Origin of the sequence: Keratinibaculum paraultunense (genome assembly GCF_016767175.1) — a bacterium.
Lineage (GTDB): Bacteria > Bacillota > Clostridia > Tissierellales > Tepidimicrobiaceae > Keratinibaculum > Keratinibaculum paraultunense.
The window spans coordinates 1,823,047-1,843,786 of sequence record NZ_CP068564.1 but is presented as its reverse complement, the minus strand read 5'-3'; the positions used below and the strand labels follow the sequence as shown (position 1 = coordinate 1,843,786).

The window sequence follows — 20,740 nt, the reverse complement described above, 5'->3', positions numbered from 1 at the left end:
TTTATATATGTTTATCTAGCCAATTGATTACATCTTCCATTACTTCATCTCTATTTATTTCATTTAACATTTCATGACGACCATCTTTATATAAATTATATTCTAAATCCTTTATGCCAAGTCTTTGATATGTCTTTACTAATTTGAGTACTCCTTTTCCCATATTGCCTACAGGATCTTTGTCTCCTGCAAATATGTATATGGGTAGATTTTTTGGTATATTTTCTAAATTACTTTTTTCGAAATTTTCCTTTAGTCCTTTAAAGAAATCATAATAAAAACTTGTTGTAAATATTCCACCACAATATGGATCTTTGATATATTTATCTACTTCTTTTTCATCTCTAGTCAACCAGTCAAACTCTGTCCTACTTGGTTCAAACTTTTTATTATAACTGCCGAAACTTAAATTGTTTAGACGAGGACTTCTTGCTTTAGGCCCTTTTTTTGCAACTTCTCTTTTTGCTATACGTATTCCTATATTTAATACAAAACCTTGATCGCCTGAAGTACCAGATAATATTACCCCTTGAATATTATCACCATAATGACTTATATAGCGTTGAGCTAAAAAGGACCCCATGCTGTGACCAAATAGAAATAATGGTAAATCCTTATTTTCTCTATCTCGAATTAAATCCGTAAATTCTTTCATATCTTGTACCATTCTATTATATCCGTCAGGACCTATATATCCTATTTCGTCTAAAGATGGTGCTGTTTTACCATGTCCTCTATGATCATTTGCATATACTATATAGCCTTCTTTAACAAGTTTTTCAGCAAACCTTTTATATCTATGTGCTGCTTCAGCCATGCCATGAGCTATTTGTACAATCCCCTTTACATTATTATTTTCATTTTCTGGTCGCCAATTATAGGCAAATATTTCTTCACCATCTGATGCTTTAAAAGTAAAAGTTTTTTCAATCATTTTTATTCCCCCTTAGGAAAATGCGATAAATATGCTTATGAAAAATAATTACGTTTTTATTGATTATATTATGAACATTAATTTATGTAAAGTTATAAACTAAAACCAAGTGAAATAATTAATAATATAGACAAAATACTTATACTATTACAATATTATAATTCTATTATACTACAATAATATATGATGTATTAAAAAGGGTATGATGCTATAATTATATACAAAGGAAAACGTTTGCTAAGGAGGTAAATTATGAATAAATTTTCAAAAACCTTTCTTGCCTGTTTAAGTATTATAATTTTATTCATATCTATATTCCAAGTAAGTTATCTAGAAACAAAACCTCAGTCTATAACCATATTATTTACCCATGATATGCATGATCACTTTTATCCTTCGAAAATAGAAGAAGATGGGGAAATTAAAACAATAGGTGGATATGCTAGACTTAATACGGCAATCAAAAAGGAAAGAGAAAGAAACCCTAATCTATTATTGGTAGATGCAGGAGATTTTTCAATGGGAACCTTATTTCAAACCATTTTTGCTAGTCATGCACCTCAGTTAAGAACATTAGGCAAAATGGGATACGACGTGGTAACCTTCGGGAATCATGAATTCGATTTTAGAGCAGAAGGATTAGCAGATAGCTTAAAAAATGCAAAGGATAGTGGAGAGGATTTACCACAAATTGTGGCTTCCAACATCACGTTTCCAGTGGATGATGATGGAAAATTAACTCCTACTTTATCCAAATTAAAAGATTCTATGGAATATTATGGAGTAAAAGATTACACTATAATTCAACGGGAAGGAGTTAAAATAGGCATTTTTGGATTAATGGGTAGAGAGGCAGATTCCAATGCTCCTATGGCAGAGGTAGTGTTTGAAGATTATATTAAATCAGCTGAAAAAGTTGTAGATGTATTGAAAAACAAAGAGAATGTAGATTTAATAATTTGTTTGTCCCACTCAGGAACTCATGAAGATAGTTCAAAATCGGAAGATGAAATATTAGCTAGAAAAGTTCCAGGTATTGATATAATTGTAAGTGGACATAGTCATACAGCTCTTGAAGAACCTATAGTAGTGGGAAATACAATTATAGGTTCTTGTGGAGAAAATGGAGAAAATATTGGAGTAATGGATATAAAAAAGGAAGGGAATGGTTGGAAACTAGAAGATTATAGATTGGAACCTATAGATGATCATTTAAGCGAAGATTTATCGATTAATGAAACTATAGAATATTATAAGGAAATAGTTCAAAAAGAGTATTTAGATATTTTTAACATGGAGTTTGATGAGGTAGTAGCACATACACCATTTAGTTTTACCCCTTATAGTTTATTAGGAACTAAACATGAGGAAGATACTTTAGGAAATTTAATTAGTGACTCATACATATATGCAGTAAAAAAAGCTGAAGGGAAAGATTACAAACCCATAGCAATTTCTGTAACTCCCGTTGGCACTATAAGAGGATCTTTTGTCAGAGGAGATATTACTGTATCAGATGTGTTTACAGTAAGTTCATTGGGAATAGGACCAGATAAGGTATCAGGTTATCCTCTTATTTCTGTATATTTAACGGGAAAAGAGTTAAAAACTGTAGCAGAGGTAGATGCATCTATAACTCCTTTAATGAGTGTAGCACAATTGTATACATCAGGACTTAATTATACTTTTAATCCTAATAGATTGATTTTTAATAAAGTTACTGATGTTTATATTGAAGATGAGGAAGGTAATAGAGAAGAAATAATAGATGATAAACTTTATCGAATAGTTGGAGGATTATATTCTGCTCAAATGCTTTCAGTTGTTGGTGATCAATCCTTTGGCATATTGTCCATTGTACCAAAAACTGAAAAAGGTGTTCCTATTACAGATTATGAATCTCAAATAATATATGATGAAGGGCACGAAATTAAGGAATGGTTGGCTATAGCAGAATATTTGAAATCCTTCGATAAAAAAGGAGGAGTACCTCAAGTACCTGAATATTATAATCAAAAGCAGGGAAGAAAAATTGTTGATGATAATCCTAGCTTATCTGCTAAACTTAAGAACCCAAATAAAATTGCAATAATTATATATTCCATTGTTCTTATTATAATAATTGCATTGATATTTTTGATAAGATTTATAGTAAGAAAAGTAAAAAAATCAAAAGAAGCAACTACACATGATGCGTAGTGGGACATTGGGTCAGACCTTCTGTCCCATCAACAATGATACCCCCATCTATATTTAAAAAATATAGGTGGGGGATAAATTATGTGATATGATAAAAGTATGTAGAAGAATTAAAAAAGGGTGATTTTATTTGAATGGTAATTATGCTGATATGGAATCTATTTTAGATATTGAAAAATGGCAATTGATCCAAGATAAACTTGCAAAAGTTACTGGTACAGCTATTATTACTGTTGACTACAAGGGTGTTCCGGTTACGAAACATAGTGAGTGCAGTGAGTTTTGTAAAAATATAAGATCTGAACCTAAGACAAATGCAATATGTCAAAAATGTGATGCTAGAGGTGGGATTGAAGCAGTAAGACTTAATCAAAATTATATATACAGATGTCACTGTAATATAATAGATGCAGCCATACCTATCATTGTTGATGATAAATATTTTGGATGTGTAATGGTAGGACAAATTTTATTAAAGGAAAATGGCCAGAGTGAATATATTGAAAAAATATACATGGATTCTATTGAATATTTACCTAATCAAAATGAAATGCTATATCTTTATAGCAAACTTCCCCATATGACATTAACTCAAATAAAAGAAATATTAGACTTAATAGAATACATAGTAAAATATATTGTTGAAGAATCAATATTAAAAAATAAATTATTACAGGAAAATCAGGATATGAAAAAACAATTAAAAGCAGTATTAAAAGATGATTATTCAAATATAAAATTAGATAACCATAATACAGATAAAAATCTTTCCAATGTTTCAAATGAAATGAAGGATATTTTAAAGCCTGCCATAAAATATATAAATGAAAATTTTCATGAAAAGATCACATTGGATGATTTAGCAAATATATGCTTTATCACTCCTGGATATTTTAGCAAACTATTCTATAGGGAAACTGGAGAAAAGTTTTCAGATTATTTAACTAGGATAAGAATTGGAAATGCAAAAAAATTATTAAAAACCACTGACAAAACTATACAGGAAATTTCAATGGAAGTTGGTTTTAATGATGCAGGATATTTTACTCGACGTTTCAAGGCATTTGAAGGGATTACTCCAGGAAATTATAGAAGAATTTTGAAAAATCAGTCAAATAAGTACAAAATAATTAAATAAGTACAAAATAATACAACAACATAATATCATAATGGTATTATATAGTTTAATGTAATTATTTGATATTATTGCTATACTGTAAATACAAGATATTGACTAAAGGAAAACCTTTTCTAATACATGCCTTTATATGTCAAAATATTCTTGAAATAAGTAGTAATAAAAAATTAGCATAAATTTTTATCTAAATTCATATTCTATAAGAATAAAAATGGGAGGTTTAGTAAATGAGAAAAGCATATATTTGCCCAACCAAATATGTACAAGGGGAAGATGAGATTTTAAATTTAGGTTATTTTGTAAAAACCTTTGGGGAAAAGGCACTTTTGATAGGACATCCCGATGATGTAAAAAGAGTACAAGATAAATTAGACGAAACACAAGAAAGATTTAATATTGAATTTGTAATAAGCGGTTTTTCAGGAGAATGTTCCCGAGAAGAAGTTGCAAGAATAAAGGATATGGCAAAAGAAAACCAATGTGATTGTACCGTAGGTTTAGGAGGAGGAAAGGCTATAGACACTGCAAAATGTGTGGCAGAAGGGGAAAAGGTAATCATAGTTCCAACTATAGCTGCAACTGATGCACCTACTAGCCATTCAGCAGTACTATATACACCAGATGGAGCTTTTGACGATTATGCATATTTTAAGCAAAGTCCTAGTGTTGTATTGGTAGATACCACTATAATAGCCAATGCTCCAACACGTTTTTTAATATCAGGGATGGGAGATGCTCTATCCACTTATTTTGAGGCTAGAGCTACAGCAACTTCCTATTCCAATGTGAATGCAGGATTGCCCTGTGGCGTAAGGGAAGGAGTAGCTGAAGGTGCCAAGGGGACCAAAGCAGCCCTTGCTTTTGCAAAGCTATGCTATGAAACCCTATTAGAAGATGGAGAAAAAGCCATTCGTGCTTGTGAATCTAAAAAAGTTACTCCAGCTTTAGAAAATATAATTGAAGCTAATATTTTATTATCAGGAATTGGATTTGAAAGTGGTGGCTTAGCAGCAGCCCATGCAATTCATGATGGTCTAACTATATTGGAAGGAACCCATAAATATTACCATGGAGAAAAAGTAGCTTTTGGAACAATTGCCCAACTAGTATTAGAAAATGCTCCAAAGGAGGAGTTAGAAGAAGTATTAGAATTTTGTATAAGAATAGGGCTCCCAGTTTGTCTAGAGGATATAGGGGTAGATACTATATCAGAAGAAGAACTATACAAAGTAGCACAAAAATCTTGTATACCTGAAGAGTCTATTCATTCTATGCCATTTCCAATTACAGAAAATCAGGTAGCTGCTGCAATAGTAACGGCGGATAAAATTGGTAAAAAATATAAGGAAACACACAATATATAGGGAGTGAGATGTTGTGAAAAAAATTATAAACCACAAGGAAGATGTAGTAGAGGAAATGCTTCAAGGGATGGTAAAAGCCCATCCAGAATACCTAAAAAGAATAGATGACAGTAATGTATTGGTTAGAAAAGATGCACCAATCAAGGGGAAAGTAGCTCTTGTAAGTGGTGGAGGTAGTGGTCATGAGCCTGCTCATGGTGGTTTTGTAGGATTAGGCATGTTAGATGGAGTAGCTGCAGGAGAAGTGTTTACATCTCCTACACCAGAACAAATACTCAAAGGAATAAAAGCAGTAGATGGAGGCAAAGGAGTATTATTGATTATTAAAAATTATTCTGGTGATGTGATGAATTTTGAAATGGCTGCAGAATTAGCACAAATGGAAGGTATAGAAGTTCAGCAGGTAATAGTTAATGATGATGTAGCAGTTGAGGATTCTACCTTTACCGTAGGTAGAAGGGGAATAGCTGGTACCATATTTGTTCACAAAATAGCAGGAGCTGCTGCAGAAAAGGGAATGGATTTAGATGATGTAAAGAGGGTAGCAGAAAAGACCGTTAAAAATGTTAAATCCATGGGTATGTCCCTAACTCCTTGTGTTGTGCCAGCAGTAGGCAAACCAAGCTTTGAAATAGGAGAAGACGAAATGGAGATTGGTCTAGGAATCCATGGAGAACCAGGAATTCGTAAGGAGAAGATAAAACCTGCAAGGGAAATTGCCAATATATTACTAAGCAATATATTGGAAGATATGAAATTGGAAAAAGATGATGAAGTAGCAGTAATGGTCAATGGATTAGGTGGTACTCCACTTATGGAATTGTATATATTAAATAGAGAAGTGCATAATCTATTAAATGAAAAGGGCATTAAAATATATAAAACCATGGTGGGAGAATATATGACATCTTTAGAAATGGCAGGATCTTCCATTTCAGTGCTTAAATTAGATGTTGAACTAAAACAATTATTAGATGCAAAAGCTGATACTCCCGCTTTTAGAATCTTATAATTTACGGAGGGATCTATATGTGTAATTCAAATATACTAATTAAAATAATTGAAAATATGGGGAAAAACATAATAGAAAACAAGGATTATTTAACTGAACTAGATAGGGCCATTGGTGATGCAGACCATGGTATAAACATGAGCAAAGGATTTAGTGCAGTAGATGCAAAACTAGATGAAATGAGTGGAAAGGATTGGGGGAGTATTCTAAAAACTGTAGCTATGACATTAATATCAACAGTGGGAGGAGCTTCAGGACCATTATATGGAACTGCTTTTTTAAGAGCTTCTACTGTTGTAGATGGAAAGATGGAAATAGATAAAGAGGATATTATAAATATGTTTGAACAGGCAGTGGAAGGTATAAAAATGAGAGGAAAATCGAACAAAGGAGATAAGACCATATTAGATGCCTTAATACCAGCTTTTGAAGCTTTAAAATTAGCATATGAAGAAGGAAAAGATACTAAAATAGCCTTTAAAATGGCAGAAGAAGCTGCCTTAGAAGGAGTAGAATATACTAAGGATATAATTGCTAAAAAAGGCAGAGCAAGTTATCTAGGAGAAAGAAGTATTGGGCATCAAGATCCTGGTGCTACCTCAACTTATATTATGATTAAATCCATAAATGAAGTATTAGAACAAAATTAGGAGGATATATATGATTGGATTGGTTATCGTATCTCATAGCAATAAAATTGCAGAAGGTATAGTAGATTTATGTTATGAAATGGCAGGCAAAGATTTAAATATAATACCAGCAGGAGGAACTTCTGATGGAAGGATAGGCACAGATCCCATATTAATAAAGGATTCTATAGAAAAAGCCTATGATGGAGATGGAGTGGCAATACTTGCAGATATAGGAAGTTCAATTATGAGTTCAGAATTGGCCATAGAAATGTTAGAGGATGATATAAAGGAGAAAACTTGTATTTTAGATACTCCTATAGTAGAAGGTAGTATAGCTGTATCAGTACAATCCTCCATATCAAAGGATATGGAAGATATAAGAAGAGCAGCAGAAGAAGCTAGAACTACTAGGAAAATTTCATGATGGGACAGAGGGTCAGACCCTTTGTCCCATATTTTTGTTTATCCTAACTAAACGATTGAATATTGACCAGATATACTATAGTGCAGATGGAATAATAGTTTTAGCATCTGAGATTATAGATGAATTGCCAATTATGCATCAATAAATATGGCTAATTTATTATATCTGTTTTTGATTTTATGTTATTAAAGGAATTTATAGCAAGAAAAATTATATTAAAAATTCTAATTTGACTATGATTTGATAAAAACCGTATAATTATATGGGTGCTTTGGAAGGAGGTGGAGTATGTTAAAGTTATCGGAAAACTTTAAGAATTATGAAGAAATAGGAAGGGAATTTTTTTTAAAGGAAAAGAACTTTACATTGTGGGAACATTTTGTACATATACCCTTATGCATTTAATTTATGCTACAATAGCAGCAGGTGTCAGCTTATGCGTTATATCAGGAGAATCAATATAATATACAGAAAATGTTTATTTAGAAGTTTTTTATAAAATCTAGTTATGAGTTTGCAATATTTGAAAAATGTATTTATTTTTATTTTAATGTCGTCATAGTGTTGCTTTAAAGAATAAATACTTAGATAGAATAAAAGAGGAGGTAATAACAGTGATAAGGAAAATTGCTACATTAATCTTATCTGTAATTATGATTTTTTCATTAGTAGCTTGTCAAAATGTAAATACTGATAAAGAGACAATGCAAAATTCAGCAGCAAACAATGCGGAAATGGAAGGGGTAAAAAATTACAAAATAGGCATTGTAACACCTACATTATCTACTTCTGAAGATGAGTTTAGAGCTGGAGCGGAAATGGCTAAAAAATATCCTGATATAGTAAAACATATTACATTACCAGAAAATTTTAATGCAGAATTAGAAACGGGAATTTCACAAATACTCAGCTTAGCTGATGACCCAGAGATGAAAGCTATAATAGTAAATTCTGGACAATCAGGTTTATTACCTGCTTTTGAACAAATTAGAGAAAAAAGACCAGATATAATTACAATAGCTACTATGTTAGATGAACCAGAACTTATGGCAAAATATGTAGATATAAGCTTCGCAACTGATTGGATAAGACGTGGAGAAACTATACCTACTAAGGCTAAGAAAATGGGTGCTAAAACATTTATACATTATTCATTTCCAACACATTTAGCTAAAGAGTCAGTAGCACAAAGAAAAGAAATGATGGAAAAAACTTGCGAAGAATTAGGTTTAAAATTTGTAGAGATTATTACTCCAGATCCACAAACTGGAGATGGGCCTGCTGCTATGCAACAATTCTTAAGGGAAGATATACCTAGACAAATTGCTAAATATGGTCCAGATACAAATATATTTGGAAGCAATTGTCCAATGTATGATGTTATAATAGATGAGGCTTTAAAGTTAAAATTTATAGTAGCTGAGCAATGTTGCCCAACGCCTACACAAGCTTATCCTACAGTAATGAATTTAGAGATAGATACTGAGGATTTGGGAAATTATGATAAAATTAATCAATTAATTGCTGAAAAATCAAAGGAAGCTGGTATGACAGGAAGACTATCAGGTTGGGCTATGCCTTCTCAGATATATGTGCCAAAATTTGAAATTGAATTGGCCAAGTATATAATTGAAAATGATTTAGAGATAAATGAAAATATTTTAAATAAAAAGTTTTTAGATGATTTCTCAAAAAAAGTTATGGGTGTTGGGGCTGATTTTAGACCATTAAACGAAAACACTAATAATTACTTTTTATTAGTATTAGAATCAATTTATTATTAAACTGTATGCAGGGTAGATTTATCCTGCATATAGTTTTGAAAGGAGAATAATGTTTTGGAATATGTATTAAAGGTTGAGAATCTTTCTAAAAATTTTAATGAGATTAAAGCCTTAGATAATATAAATTTTGATTTAAAGAAAGGAGAAATTCATGGGATAATTGGAGCCAATGGTTCTGGTAAATCTACTTTTGTAAACATACTATTTGGTAGTAAACATATTATGGAAACTGGTGGATATGAAGGAGATATATTTATTGACAATATAAAGGTAGATATAAAAAGTACATATGACGCTATGAAACAAGGTATAGGAATGGTACATCAGGAACTAGCCCTTTTTGGAGAACAAGACATAAGCAGTAATATTAAAATAAATAGAGAAAATATAATCGATAAAACAAAACTATTAGGAGAGTTTGCTTTAGTGGATAGGAATAAAAATGAAAAAGATGCAAAAAAAGCTCTATTAAAAGTAGGAGTAGATATTAATCCTAGAATTAAAGTAAAAGATATTCCTACTAATCTTAAGCAATTTGTAGAAATTGCTAGAGAAGTAGATAACGATAAATTAAAAGTACTTATACTAGATGAACCTACATCATCATTAAATGTAGAAGAAACTAAAATATTATTATCTAATTTAAAGGCTATAGCTGAAACTGGGGTTTCTATTATCTTTATATCTCATAGATTATATGAAATAGTTGACGTTTGCCATAGGGTAACTATATTTAGGAGTGGTAGAGTAATAAAAGAGTATAAAAAGGAAGATTATGATATGGATAAAATGGCTTTAGATATGATAGGTAAAGAAGTAGTACAAGTTTCAAAAGAAAGAAAAAATACTACTAAAGAGAATATACTATCGTTTAATAATGTAGAAGTATCCTATGGATATGAACATTATAAGAATATATCTTTAGATATTAAAAAAGGTGAAATTTTAGGCATCACAGGATTGGCAGGTCATGGGCAGGAGATTTTTGGCTATGGATTAATGGGACTATATGACATGAAAGGAGATGTAATATATAAAAGGGAAAAATTAATTCCAGGTGATACAAATTCAATAATTAAAAAAGGTATATATCTTTTACCTGACGAACGCAAAGAATGGGGATTACTCTTAAATAAAAGTGTTTGGGAAAATATAGTTTTTGAAGCATACGATAGGCAAAACAGCTTTCTCAAATATCCAGCTCTTGGTAAACTATCACCTTTAAACTATAAAGCAATAAGGAAATATTCAAATGATATGGTGGAGAAATTGAATATTAAAGTCAGAGATATAGGTCAAAAAGTAAGTGATTTAAGTGGAGGAAATCAACAGAAAGTATGCATAGGAAGGGCTATTACTATAGATCCAGAAGTCCTTTTTATAGGTGAACCTACTAGAGGCATAGATCTTTACTCTAAAGAAATTATTCTAGATATGTTGTTAAAGTTAAATGAAGAAAAAAATACTACAATTATTATTTTTTCAGGTGAAATTTCTGAATTAAAAAGAGTTTGTGATCGGATTGTTGTAATGTATAGGAATCGAGTTTTTAAAATATTTGATGATGATTTTAAATCTGAAGAATTGAGTTTAGCTTTATCTGGAAGGAGTTTAGAATAAGTATGAAGAGATTAAAATTAGAGGCACCTCAACTAATTGTAATATCCTATTTGATTATTCTAGCAATAAGCCTTAAATTCATTGGAATTTCTTATATAGATATGATAAACGAATCTTTAATAAAATGGGTAATGAATGGGGTGTTAGTTTTATCCTTAGTACCTATGATAAATGTAGGTGCAGGAAGGAATTTTGGATTACCTATAGGAATATCAGCAGGACTATTAGGTATGTGTATTGCCTTGGAATTTAGATTGAAAGGTTGGGTAGGTTTAGGTATCTCAATATTAATTGGAAGTATTATAGCTATATTATTTGGTTACATATATTCAATTGTATTAAATAGGCTAAAAAGAAATGAAGAAATTGTGGGTACTTTTGTAGGATTTTCATTTATACCCATAATGAATTTTTTTTGGTCTTTAGCACCTTTTAAAAATAGACAGATGCTTTATCCAGTGGGTGGGCAAGGGTTAAGACCTAAAATTAATTTGGATAATTATTTTGGGGGAATTTTGGATAATTTTTTAAAGATAAATATAGGGAAATTGGTTATCCCTGTAGGTTTAATATTATTTTTTATAATCTTATGCTTCATAGTATATTTATTTCAAAAAACAAGAATGGGAATTGCCATGGCTGCAATTCCAGAGAACGAGGTACTTGTAAAGCTATCAGGAATCGATATAAATAGATATAGAACAATATCCATAATATTCTCTAATATTTTGGCTGCTATAGGTGTTATTGTGTATTCCCAGAGTTATGGATTTATCCACTTATATGATGGACCATTTATGATGGCTTTTCCAGCAGTTTCAGCTATATTAATTGGAGGAGCAACTAAGAATAAAGCAACTGTATTTCATGCCATACTAGGCACATATCTTTATCAAACTACATTTTTACTTTCAGTACCAGTAGCAAATGCATTGCTAATACCGGAGATGTCTGAGATTATAAGAATGTTAGTAACTAATGGAATTATACTATATGCTTTCTTATATGAAGAGGTGAGAAAAAGAAATGAAAAGGTATAAGGAATATTATGTTCCAATATTTTTCTTGATTTTATCTGTTTTAGGAATTATTGCTTCTAAAGCAAGTTTAAATTTTATATTGGGAGAATTATATGATAGATTTGTAAGGAATGAAATATTTTTATTAGCTCTTATTTTTCCTATCATGTCAGGTATGGGTATTAACTTTTCTATTACAATAGGAGCAATGGCAGCCCAAATGTCTATGTTATTTGTAATAGATATTGGTTTTACTCCTAAATTAGGATTTATTATAGTGATATTGCTAAGCACAGTATTATCCATAGTATTTGGAAATATAATTGGCAATTTACTTAATAAGGCTAAAGGAAAAGAAATGATAGCAAGTATGGTAATAGGTTTTTTAGGAACCAGTTTATATCAAATAATATTTATGGTGGCATATGGTACCATAATAAAACCATTTAATAAAGATATCTTACTTACTAGGGGAATAGGTGTAAAAAGCATGTTAGATATTGGGGAATTTAAGGATCTATTTAATAATATATTATCTATAAAAATTGGAGATGTAAAAGAGTCTCTAGTGCCTGTAATAATCATTATAATAATGGGTATAATAGTACATTTAATCACTAAATCTAAAATTGGATATCGAATGAATGCAGTAGGTGAAGATATGTATTTAGCTGAAAAGGTAGGCATCGATGTAGATAAAACTAGGAAAATAGCAATAATAATATCTACTATATTAGCTTCATTAGCTCAAATTATGTTTATACAGAATTTAGGTATTTTAAACGTGTATACAGGTCATTTAAATTTAGATATATTTGCATCGGCAGCATTATTAGCAGGAGGTGCTACTTTTAAAAAAGCAAACATAAAAAATGCTTTTATTGGAATTTTTTTATTTCATACCTTATTTATTGTATCACCTTTAGTGGGACAAAATATATTTAAAAATCCAGCTCTTGGAGAGTATTTTAGAAGTTTTATAGCTTATGGAACAATAGTATTTGCTTTAATGATAAATTTAAAAAATGTAGAAAGAAATACATAACCGCCATAAACATACTTAAATCAAAAAGAAGTAGATATTGTGTTTGATTCTAGGCATAGTGATACTATTTTTAGGGATATACTATAGCTTTCGATGAAAATAAAAGAATAGGGGTGACATTAGATAGAGAAGGTGTAGTAGGAAACATATCAAGATTAAAGCCATTTTTAGGGCAAATAGGCACAACACCTTCAAAAGCTATTCCTGATTCACATAATGCAGGGGATTTTGGTTCATTATTAGTAAATGCTTCTCATGAGTACGCAATGTCTGAAAAAGAATTAAAAAAACATAAAACAGATGGACATATGGATGTTAATAAGACTAGAGAAGGATCCATAGTAATTGCACCAGTAAAAGTTAAAGGAGGAGGCGTTTATGTAGGCGATGCTCATGCTATGCAAGGAGATGGAGAAATAGCAGGACACACAGCAGATGTATCTGCAATTGTTGTGCTAAAAGTTAAAGTACTAAAAAATTTAAATATAGATGGGCCTATAATCATTCCTTTAGAAGAAGATCTACCATATTTAGCAAAACCCATAACTGAAGAAGAAAGAAAAGCAGCAATGGAATTGGGTCAAAAATGGGGAATAGATAAATTAGAAAAAACAGCTCCTATAAGTTTTGTTGGAACAGGATCTAATTTAAATGAAGCTATAAACAATGGTCTTCAAAGAGCCTCCCAGGTATTAAATTTATCAGTTCCAGAAGTTATGAATAGAACCACTATAAATGGTGCCATTGAAATTGGTAGAGCCCCTGGGACAGTAACGGTAACGTTTTTGGCACCTATTGAAGCATTGGGAAATGCAGGATTATATGAGATAATCAAAGAACAATATAAATTATGGGATTAAATGTATGCTTATTTTCTGTATAGCAACCCCTATCTCTATATTTGAATTAGAGATAGGGGTTTATCATATATAAAGATTAAATCACTATTTACGAAGAATTACTCTCATTATAAGGTAGTAATTTTTTTAAAATGATTAAATAGAAAATTCTAATATATAATATAGTTAGAAAGTATCTGGAGGAAGATAAAAATGTATGATAAATATTTTGAAACAAAGCGGCAGGAGAAAATGAGAAAATCATTTTTAGAAATTGGGGAAAAAGGAGCTATTAGAAAATATCCTAAAAATAGTTTAATAAAAATAGAAGGAGAAGATGTAATTTGTATTGTAATGAGCGGTAATATTAAGCAATCTATATATAGTATAGAAGGTGAAGAGAAAACTCTCTATTTACTTCAGAGTGGAGAAATATTTAAGGAGATGGATTATTTTTGTGGCGGAGAATCTAAATTTTTAACAAAGGCTTTGGTAGATAGTACTATATCTATACTACATAAAGAAGTAGTTGAACAAATACTTTTTGAAAATCCTAATATTTATAGGGATATAATCCATAGTATCACAAGAAAATTTAGAATAGTCATGTTTCAAATGGCTAATATGACTTTTAGTGATTCCGTTGGCAAAGTGGCAGATACACTTATAAGGCTATATTATCAAGAAGGAGAAGAAATTGCCCAAGGTAAAAAAATAAATGATAAGTTTACTCATGAAGAAATTGCTAAACTAATAGGTTGTTCAAGGGTTACAGTAACTAGAGCATTAAATAAATTTAGAGATGAAAATATTATAGATATTGTAAATGGTGAAATAATAATTAAAGATATAGAAAAATTAGAAAAATATATAAGATGGAAATAAAATTGTAGTCTAGTATACAGAAATAAATTCCTGTATATTATATAATTAAATTAATTGAAAATAAAAATAAAGGAAGGAGGGGAAAAATGATAAAGCTTTTAGGAATTGTAATAATAGTTATAGGATTTATTTTAAAATTAGACACCATAGCTGTAGTTATTGCTGCAGGAGTGGTGACTGGATTAGTAGGAGGTTTAAATTTTGGAGAAATACTTGATATTCTAGGAGAGGCTTTTGTAACAAATAGATATATGACAGTATTTTTTGTTACTTTACCTGCTATTGGTTTATTAGAAAGATATGGGCTTAAAGAAAGAGCAGCTGAACTTATAGGAAAATTAAAAGCTGCTACTGCAGGGAAAATATTATCAATTTATATGGTTATTAGAACAATAGCAGCAGCACTTTCTTTAAGAATAGGAGGACATGTGGAGTTTATAAGACCTCTCATATATCCAATGGCAGAAGGAGCAGCTAGAAATAAATATGGAGATATTCCAGAAGAAGCAGTAGAAGATATAAAGGGAATGTCAGCTGCAGTTGAAAATTATGGAAATTTCTACGGGCAAAATGTGTTTATAGCTGCTGGTGGAGTACTTTTAATAGTAGGTACACTGAATGAGTTAGGATTTCAAGTTACAGAAAAAGAAGTGGCAAATGCCTCTATACCTATAGCTGTAATTGCAGTATTATTAGCAATTATTCAATTTAGGATATATGATAAAAAAATTGAGAAGATTATGGAGGGAAATAAATAAATTAAGGTAGGTGATAATATTGGCATTGGAAATATTATATATATTATCTGGAATAGTATCCTTGATAACTGGAATATATTCCTTTAGAGATGATACTTTAGAAACTAGATTTGGAACAGGGCTTTTTTGGGTAATACTTTCTATAACATTTATATTTGGAAGAATTTTGCCTGCAAAATTTGTTGGAATATTAGTACTTTTAATGGGAGTGTTGACTGCGACAAAACAGGTAAAGATAGGAAGCTTTAAAGAAGTAAGTGAGGAGTTTAAAATAGAAAAATCAAAGATATTGGGGAATAAATTATTTATTCCAGTATTAAGTATTGCTATATTTGCTTTTGTTATTGGTCAATTTACATCCCTTGGTGGGTTGGTGGGAATGGGGATTGGTGCTATTGTTGCTACAGTATCTGGACTTATTATAACTAAAGCTAGTGCTAATGAAGCTATAGAGGAAGGCAATAGATTGCTTCAACAAGTAGGACCATTTTCAATACTTCCTCAATTATTAGCAGCACTAGGAGCACTATTTAATGCAGCTGGAGTAGGAGAAGTTATAGCTAGTGGTATTTCAAAAGTAGTACCTACAGGAAATATAGTATTTGGTGTTATAGCTTATTGTGTTGGGATGGCTGTGTTCACTATGATAATGGGAAATGCTTTTGCTGCTTTTGCAGTTATAACTGCAGGTATTGGAGTTCCATTTGTATATAGTCAAGGAGCAAATCCAGCTATAGCTGGAGCATTGGCATTAACTGCTGGGTATTGTGGTACTCTACTTACCCCTATGGCTGCAAATTTTAATATAGTACCTGCAGCAATACTTGAAATGAAAGATAAAAACAAAGTTATAAAAACTCAAGCACCAATAGCATTGACACTTTTAGTTATACACATAATACTTATGCTAGTTTGGGCATTTTAAGGAGGTTTTAAAAATGAAAATATTAGTTACTGGATTTGACCCCTTTGGAGGGGAAAGTGTAAATCCTGCTTATGAAGCAGTAAAAAGACTGGATGATAATATTGCTGGAGCAGAAATTGTAAAAGTAGAAATACCTACAGTATTTGGAAAATCTATAAATAAATTAGATGAAGCTATTGAAAAAGAAAATCCAGATATAGTTATATGCGTAGGGCAAGCTGGTGGAAGGTTTGATATAACTGTTGAAAGAGTAGCTATAAATATAAGTGATGCATCTATAGAAGACAATGAAGGAAACATGCCTATAGATGAGCCAATATTTGAAGATGGAGAGTCAGCATATTTTTCACAACTCCCTATAAAAGCTATGGTTCAAAAAATAAGAGAAGGGGGCATTCCTGCTAGTGTATCAAATACCGCTGGAACTTATGTATGTAACCACATTATGTATGGACTACATTATTTAATAGATAAGAAATATCAAAATATAAAAGGTGGGTTCATTCATGTGCCTTTCCTTCCAGAACAAGTAATTGACAAAAGAGCTACACCAAGTATGAATTTAAACGATATAGTTAAAGCATTAACTCTTGCTATTGAAGCAGTGGTAGAAAACAAAGAAGACATAAAAATGCCAGAAGGTAAAACTCATTAAAAGAAGGGGAGACAGTGGGGACAGTTTTTACTGTCACCACTGTCTCCTACTATTATTCAAATATTATTCAAACAATTACAATAATTGGATATAGTATAATTTTGTGTTTATTTTAACACATTTTCACTTTGGTATCCCTCTTCTTTATTATTAAAATAGTATTTATATAAAACACAACTTGTGTTTTTATACTTGACAAAACATCCATTACCGTAATAGACTAAAAATAAGATTAATTTACCATATTATTACCAAATATATTATTAATACAAAGGGGATCCAAAAATGTCAAATTTTTATATATTTATTTTTGTGATTTTTACTTCAATTTCGTTCTATGTAAATAATATTTCAATAATTGAAAAGATAAAAAACAATGAAAAAACAACATACAACACAATAGTTGGATGCATATTGTTATTTTTAATAATATATTTCTTACTACCCTTACTTACGTAAGAAGTTTCAAAATATATTTCAAAACTTCTTGGGACAGTGGGACAGTTCGAGACCACTGAAAAAGTGTCCCATATACTTCTTTCTAAGTATAGGATATTTTATCTATAATTTTTAAGTATTTCAATAGGTTTAAAATATTATTTTCCCTTTAAGGTAAATCGATAATTTACCTTAAAGGGATTTTTATGTTTGAACCATTCATTTTTAAAACGCATATATTGAATATATACAGGTACAAGGTAAATAGATATGAGGTGAATTTAATCATGCTTAAAAGCATATTTATTGCGATATTTTTATTTGGGCTACTATTATTTCAATATATATTAGCGTTTATTTTAGTCAAAAGATCTGAGAATATTGTAAAAATGGTTCAAGAAATTCAAGAAAAGGTAGACAAACCTGCTAATTTAAATAAATTAAAAGATGAAGAAGTATTTAAAAAAGAATCTTTTAAAAGAGAAATTCCCGTTGATGATAGAGAGATTATATTTGAAAAAGAATTGAAGCTTGATAATAGTACGAAGGAAATTGAAATAAATATTGAAACGGATTTTAAATAACAAAATTAGTATCAATTTTATCATCTATTTAATATTATATAGTAGTCCCAGTAAAGAGAGGTGAAATTTAATGTCATATATTTTAAGTGCAAGTTCAGTTCAAATGCCTACAACTATGGAACAAGATCAATTAGCAGTAGACTTAGGTATCACTGAAGTAGAAGGAGTAGTAGTTCATGGCAAGATTACAGATGGTGAAAATGCTGAACCAATAGAAGGGGCAATTGTAAAAGCATTTTTTACAAATCCAAACACTGAAGAGCTAGAAGGGTTAACTCATACTTTTTCAGGTTGTGATGGAAACTATATGCTATATATTCCACCTACTGTAGAAATTGATGACTCAGAGAATCCAGGGCAGAAGATAGATTATCCATTAGCAGGTAAAGAAATAATAATACAAGCTGTAGGCGCTGAAAATATAGGAGATCCTTATGAATGTCCTGAAGTTCCAACGTAAAAAATTGTAATTAACAGGGGGCAAACGCCCCCTGTATTATATAAAGGGAGAGAGGAAAATATGGTGTTGGAAAGGGGAACTAGGTCTTTGTGCATTGATTGTGACAGGGTTTTTTATCAATGTAGCAATAAAGCAAATGTTTTAGATATAGAAATTCCACTAAATAATATAGAAAAAATTAGATTTAAACAAGGTTTTATTGTAGATGGAACATTAAGGATTTATGATATTGATGATGATCCTAATTATAAAAATGTAATGTTTGAAATAAAAATTCCATTTGAAGCAAGATCTAAAGATGGAACAATCTATAAAGGTGTTTCTCCAAATATTAAACAAAATATAGTGATAATAGATGGAAAATACGAGGAGTTACAATTTAAATTAGAAATTGATACAAGGTCATATGTATTAGGAGATATAACAACAATAGAGAATGAATCATACTTCTCCTTTGAGACATGTATAACAATAAGTATTGTTAAAAAAGTTCAAATACTTATTCCCTATTTAGAGTATTTCCCAGAATTTGATCCATGTTTAGAATTTAAAGACTATATATGTGATGAATTTTATAAAAAACCTTTCCCTCAATTTTATCCTCCTCAATATAAAAAAGGCTATATATGGATTAGAAAAGATATAGGTGTAAGAAAGATTGATGATGTAATTATACACGGACAAATATACAAAAATGGTAAAAATGGATTTGTAGAAGGAGCAATTGTTGAGGCTTTTTGTACTGATGAAGAAGAAAAATTTGAATATATTAACCATACTTATAGTAATAAAGATGGATATTATATGTTAAATATTCCTTCTAAGTTTGAAGGAAAGGTTATTACTATAATGGTAAGTAAAGGAAGTATAAGCCCTAGTGGTTGAATATAATAAATAAATTTTTAAATATAATTGATTTTTTAATAAATGATGATACAATTGTATCAATTTATTATATATTTTATTTGGAATGCTGTTGGATGTCTATATCTAGGGGGCAAATTTCCAATCAAAGAAAAGGGGGATTTTATGAAGATTATACATATGATAGATGACTTTAAAATTTTGTGTAAAGAATCTAGAGAATTAGGTTCTTTTGAAGCATATAAGCGATATACTATGAAATATTCAGAACTGTTTAATGGAATTTTGAAGGGCTTATATATGACACAACTGGAGAATCTTAAACCTATGATTGATTCTAGAGATTTTCAAAAGAGTCTTAAAATTGCAGAAAATAATTATGAAAATGATATAGTCCAAAAAATTATTAATTTAGCAGAAGAAGTAGCTTCTTTATTAAACTTTAAGGAACATTTTGATATATATCTTGGTTTAGAATTAGGTAATATTGGAGGTTTTTCTAGCCCTAATCCAAAAGGACGACCTTTTATTTATATTGGTTTGGATAGGGTAATAGACCAATCGTTTTTAAGGTATTTTATTCCACATGAAATGAATCACATGGTGAGAGCCCACACAATAAAGGGAATTAATATGTTTGATTTTATGGAAAGGACAATTACGGAAGGATTAGGTTCTTTTTGTCCTATTGCTTTATATAATATGGAGTATACAGTAGAGACAATCTCAAACTCATTAAATTTGCCAAGTAAAGAGGTGAGTAGACTTATTGATGATGCCGATTTACTTATAGATGAAATTACAGGAGAGTTTGGCTCAATATTGACTCAGGATAAAATGAAAGAGTATTTCACATGGTCAGAATCAGATAATGAGAATAAGCACTATTTAAGTGGGTATTATGTTGGTATGGAAATTATTAAGCGTTTAGTAGATATAGGTTATGATTTCGCTAAACTAACTATTATGCCATCAGAATGTATTTGGGAAAAATATAAAGCTATTACTTTATAAAATAAACATTGTATTCTGAGAGTTAATTATAGATTAATAAATAATTTTATAGAACCAGTAGATTTGTTATTATAAAATCTACTGGTTCTATTTATATATTTTTACTTATATTGACTAATTATATTTTTTATCTTGCCAATAATTAAT

The 20,740-nt window shown here is 30.2% G+C and carries 20 protein-coding genes; 19 read left to right on the top strand and 1 reads right to left on the bottom strand.

Annotation, left to right across the window (positions count from 1 at the left end):
* Window position 1 precedes the first annotated feature (1 nt).
* On the bottom strand, window positions 2-934 hold the full coding sequence (locus JL105_RS08935) for an alpha/beta hydrolase (protein ID WP_132027582.1): 933 nt from the start codon (window positions 932-934) through the stop codon (window positions 2-4).
* A gap of 252 nt (window positions 935-1,186) precedes the next feature.
* Between JL105_RS08935 and JL105_RS08930 the strand changes: the two genes are divergently transcribed.
* From JL105_RS08930 to JL105_RS08840, 19 genes are all read left to right on the top strand, one after another.
* Window positions 1,187-3,133 (top strand): bifunctional metallophosphatase/5'-nucleotidase, encoded by a 1,947-nt coding sequence (locus tag JL105_RS08930; protein ID WP_132027570.1) that lies wholly within the window; start codon window positions 1,187-1,189, stop codon window positions 3,131-3,133.
* A gap of 130 nt (window positions 3,134-3,263) precedes the next feature.
* Window positions 3,264-4,271 (top strand): PocR ligand-binding domain-containing protein, encoded by a 1,008-nt coding sequence (locus tag JL105_RS08925; protein ID WP_132027568.1) that lies wholly within the window; start codon window positions 3,264-3,266, stop codon window positions 4,269-4,271.
* Window positions 4,272-4,498: 227 nt separating this feature from the next.
* Window positions 4,499-5,635 carry a glycerol dehydrogenase gene (locus tag JL105_RS08920; protein WP_132027566.1) on the top strand — a complete coding sequence of 379 codons (1,137 nt, stop codon included), beginning with the start codon at window positions 4,499-4,501 and terminating at the stop codon, window positions 5,633-5,635.
* A gap of 13 nt (window positions 5,636-5,648) precedes the next feature.
* A complete protein-coding gene (gene dhaK / locus JL105_RS08915; protein WP_132027564.1) occupies window positions 5,649-6,647 on the top strand; it encodes a dihydroxyacetone kinase subunit DhaK in 999 nt (332 codons plus the stop codon).
* 17 nt (window positions 6,648-6,664) lie between these two features.
* Window positions 6,665-7,297 (top strand): dihydroxyacetone kinase subunit DhaL, encoded by a 633-nt coding sequence (dhaL, locus tag JL105_RS08910; RefSeq protein ID WP_132027562.1) that lies wholly within the window; start codon window positions 6,665-6,667, stop codon window positions 7,295-7,297.
* Window positions 7,298-7,307: 10 nt separating this feature from the next.
* Complete coding sequence (gene dhaM, locus JL105_RS08905; protein WP_132027560.1) at window positions 7,308-7,703, top strand: dihydroxyacetone kinase phosphoryl donor subunit DhaM; 396 nt, start codon at window positions 7,308-7,310, stop codon at window positions 7,701-7,703.
* A 614-nt stretch (window positions 7,704-8,317) separates the two neighbouring features.
* Window positions 8,318-9,487: a DUF3798 domain-containing protein gene (locus JL105_RS08900; RefSeq protein WP_202690493.1), complete on the top strand. Its 1,170-nt coding sequence runs from the start codon at window positions 8,318-8,320 to the stop codon at window positions 9,485-9,487.
* Between the two features lie 54 nt (window positions 9,488-9,541).
* Window positions 9,542-11,107 (top strand): sugar ABC transporter ATP-binding protein, encoded by a 1,566-nt coding sequence (locus JL105_RS08895; RefSeq protein WP_132027558.1) that lies wholly within the window; start codon window positions 9,542-9,544, stop codon window positions 11,105-11,107.
* 2 nt (window positions 11,108-11,109) lie between these two features.
* Window positions 11,110-12,147 carry an ABC transporter permease subunit gene (locus tag JL105_RS08890; RefSeq protein WP_132027556.1) on the top strand — a complete coding sequence of 346 codons (1,038 nt, stop codon included), beginning with the start codon at window positions 11,110-11,112 and terminating at the stop codon, window positions 12,145-12,147.
* The gene (locus JL105_RS08885; RefSeq protein ID WP_132027554.1) at window positions 12,134-13,171 is read left to right on the top strand and encodes an ABC transporter permease subunit; all 1,038 of its coding nucleotides are present in this window, start codon (window positions 12,134-12,136) and stop codon (window positions 13,169-13,171) included. The genes JL105_RS08890 and JL105_RS08885 overlap by 14 nt, the downstream gene beginning before the upstream one ends.
* Window positions 13,172-13,284: 113 nt before the next feature.
* Window positions 13,285-14,031, top strand: coding sequence for an acetamidase/formamidase family protein (locus JL105_RS08880; RefSeq protein ID WP_237722269.1), 747 nt, complete (start codon window positions 13,285-13,287; stop codon window positions 14,029-14,031).
* A gap of 192 nt (window positions 14,032-14,223) precedes the next feature.
* A complete protein-coding gene (locus tag JL105_RS08875; RefSeq protein ID WP_132027550.1) occupies window positions 14,224-14,895 on the top strand; it encodes a Crp/Fnr family transcriptional regulator in 672 nt (223 codons plus the stop codon).
* An 86-nt stretch (window positions 14,896-14,981) separates the two neighbouring features.
* Window positions 14,982-15,653, top strand: coding sequence for a DUF969 domain-containing protein (locus JL105_RS08870; RefSeq protein ID WP_132027548.1), 672 nt, complete (start codon window positions 14,982-14,984; stop codon window positions 15,651-15,653).
* A 19-nt stretch (window positions 15,654-15,672) separates the two neighbouring features.
* Window positions 15,673-16,578, top strand: coding sequence for a DUF979 domain-containing protein (locus tag JL105_RS08865; RefSeq protein WP_237722268.1), 906 nt, complete (start codon window positions 15,673-15,675; stop codon window positions 16,576-16,578).
* A gap of 13 nt (window positions 16,579-16,591) precedes the next feature.
* Window positions 16,592-17,233 carry a pyroglutamyl-peptidase I gene (gene pcp / locus JL105_RS08860; protein WP_132027544.1) on the top strand — a complete coding sequence of 214 codons (642 nt, stop codon included), beginning with the start codon at window positions 16,592-16,594 and terminating at the stop codon, window positions 17,231-17,233.
* 725 nt (window positions 17,234-17,958) lie between these two features.
* On the top strand, window positions 17,959-18,255 hold the full coding sequence (locus JL105_RS08855) for a hypothetical protein (protein WP_132027542.1): 297 nt from the start codon (window positions 17,959-17,961) through the stop codon (window positions 18,253-18,255).
* A gap of 70 nt (window positions 18,256-18,325) precedes the next feature.
* The gene (locus JL105_RS08850; protein WP_132027540.1) at window positions 18,326-18,715 is read left to right on the top strand and encodes a hypothetical protein; all 390 of its coding nucleotides are present in this window, start codon (window positions 18,326-18,328) and stop codon (window positions 18,713-18,715) included.
* An 87-nt stretch (window positions 18,716-18,802) separates the two neighbouring features.
* A complete protein-coding gene (locus JL105_RS08845; RefSeq protein ID WP_132027538.1) occupies window positions 18,803-19,600 on the top strand; it encodes a hypothetical protein in 798 nt (265 codons plus the stop codon).
* Window positions 19,601-19,744: 144 nt separating this feature from the next.
* On the top strand, window positions 19,745-20,593 hold the full coding sequence (locus JL105_RS08840; RefSeq protein ID WP_132027536.1) for a hypothetical protein: 849 nt from the start codon (window positions 19,745-19,747) through the stop codon (window positions 20,591-20,593).
* Window positions 20,594-20,740 lie beyond the last annotated feature (147 nt).

Excerpts from the sequence above, each read along its gene's own strand:
- JL105_RS08885 (WP_132027554.1), top strand. The coding sequence starts at position 12,134 with ATGAAAAGGTATAAGGAATATTATGTTCCAATATTTTTCTTGATTTTA.
- dhaM (WP_132027560.1), top strand. The coding sequence starts at position 7,308 with ATGATTGGATTGGTTATCGTATCTCATAGCAATAAAATTGCAGAAGGT.
- JL105_RS08875 (WP_132027550.1), top strand. The coding sequence starts at position 14,224 with ATGTATGATAAATATTTTGAAACAAAGCGGCAGGAGAAAATGAGAAAA.
- JL105_RS08890 (WP_132027556.1), top strand. The coding sequence starts at position 11,110 with ATGAAGAGATTAAAATTAGAGGCACCTCAACTAATTGTAATATCCTAT.
- JL105_RS08920 (WP_132027566.1), top strand. The coding sequence starts at position 4,499 with ATGAGAAAAGCATATATTTGCCCAACCAAATATGTACAAGGGGAAGAT.
- JL105_RS08935 (WP_132027582.1), bottom strand. The coding sequence starts at position 934 with ATGATTGAAAAAACTTTTACTTTTAAAGCATCAGATGGTGAAGAAATA.
- JL105_RS08870 (WP_132027548.1), top strand. The coding sequence starts at position 14,982 with ATGATAAAGCTTTTAGGAATTGTAATAATAGTTATAGGATTTATTTTA.
- JL105_RS08855 (WP_132027542.1), top strand. The coding sequence starts at position 17,959 with ATGCTTAAAAGCATATTTATTGCGATATTTTTATTTGGGCTACTATTA.
- dhaL (WP_132027562.1), top strand. The coding sequence starts at position 6,665 with ATGTGTAATTCAAATATACTAATTAAAATAATTGAAAATATGGGGAAA.
- JL105_RS08840 (WP_132027536.1), top strand. The coding sequence starts at position 19,745 with ATGAAGATTATACATATGATAGATGACTTTAAAATTTTGTGTAAAGAA.
- pcp (WP_132027544.1), top strand. The coding sequence starts at position 16,592 with ATGAAAATATTAGTTACTGGATTTGACCCCTTTGGAGGGGAAAGTGTA.
- JL105_RS08930 (WP_132027570.1), top strand. The coding sequence starts at position 1,187 with ATGAATAAATTTTCAAAAACCTTTCTTGCCTGTTTAAGTATTATAATT.
- JL105_RS08850 (WP_132027540.1), top strand. The coding sequence starts at position 18,326 with ATGTCATATATTTTAAGTGCAAGTTCAGTTCAAATGCCTACAACTATG.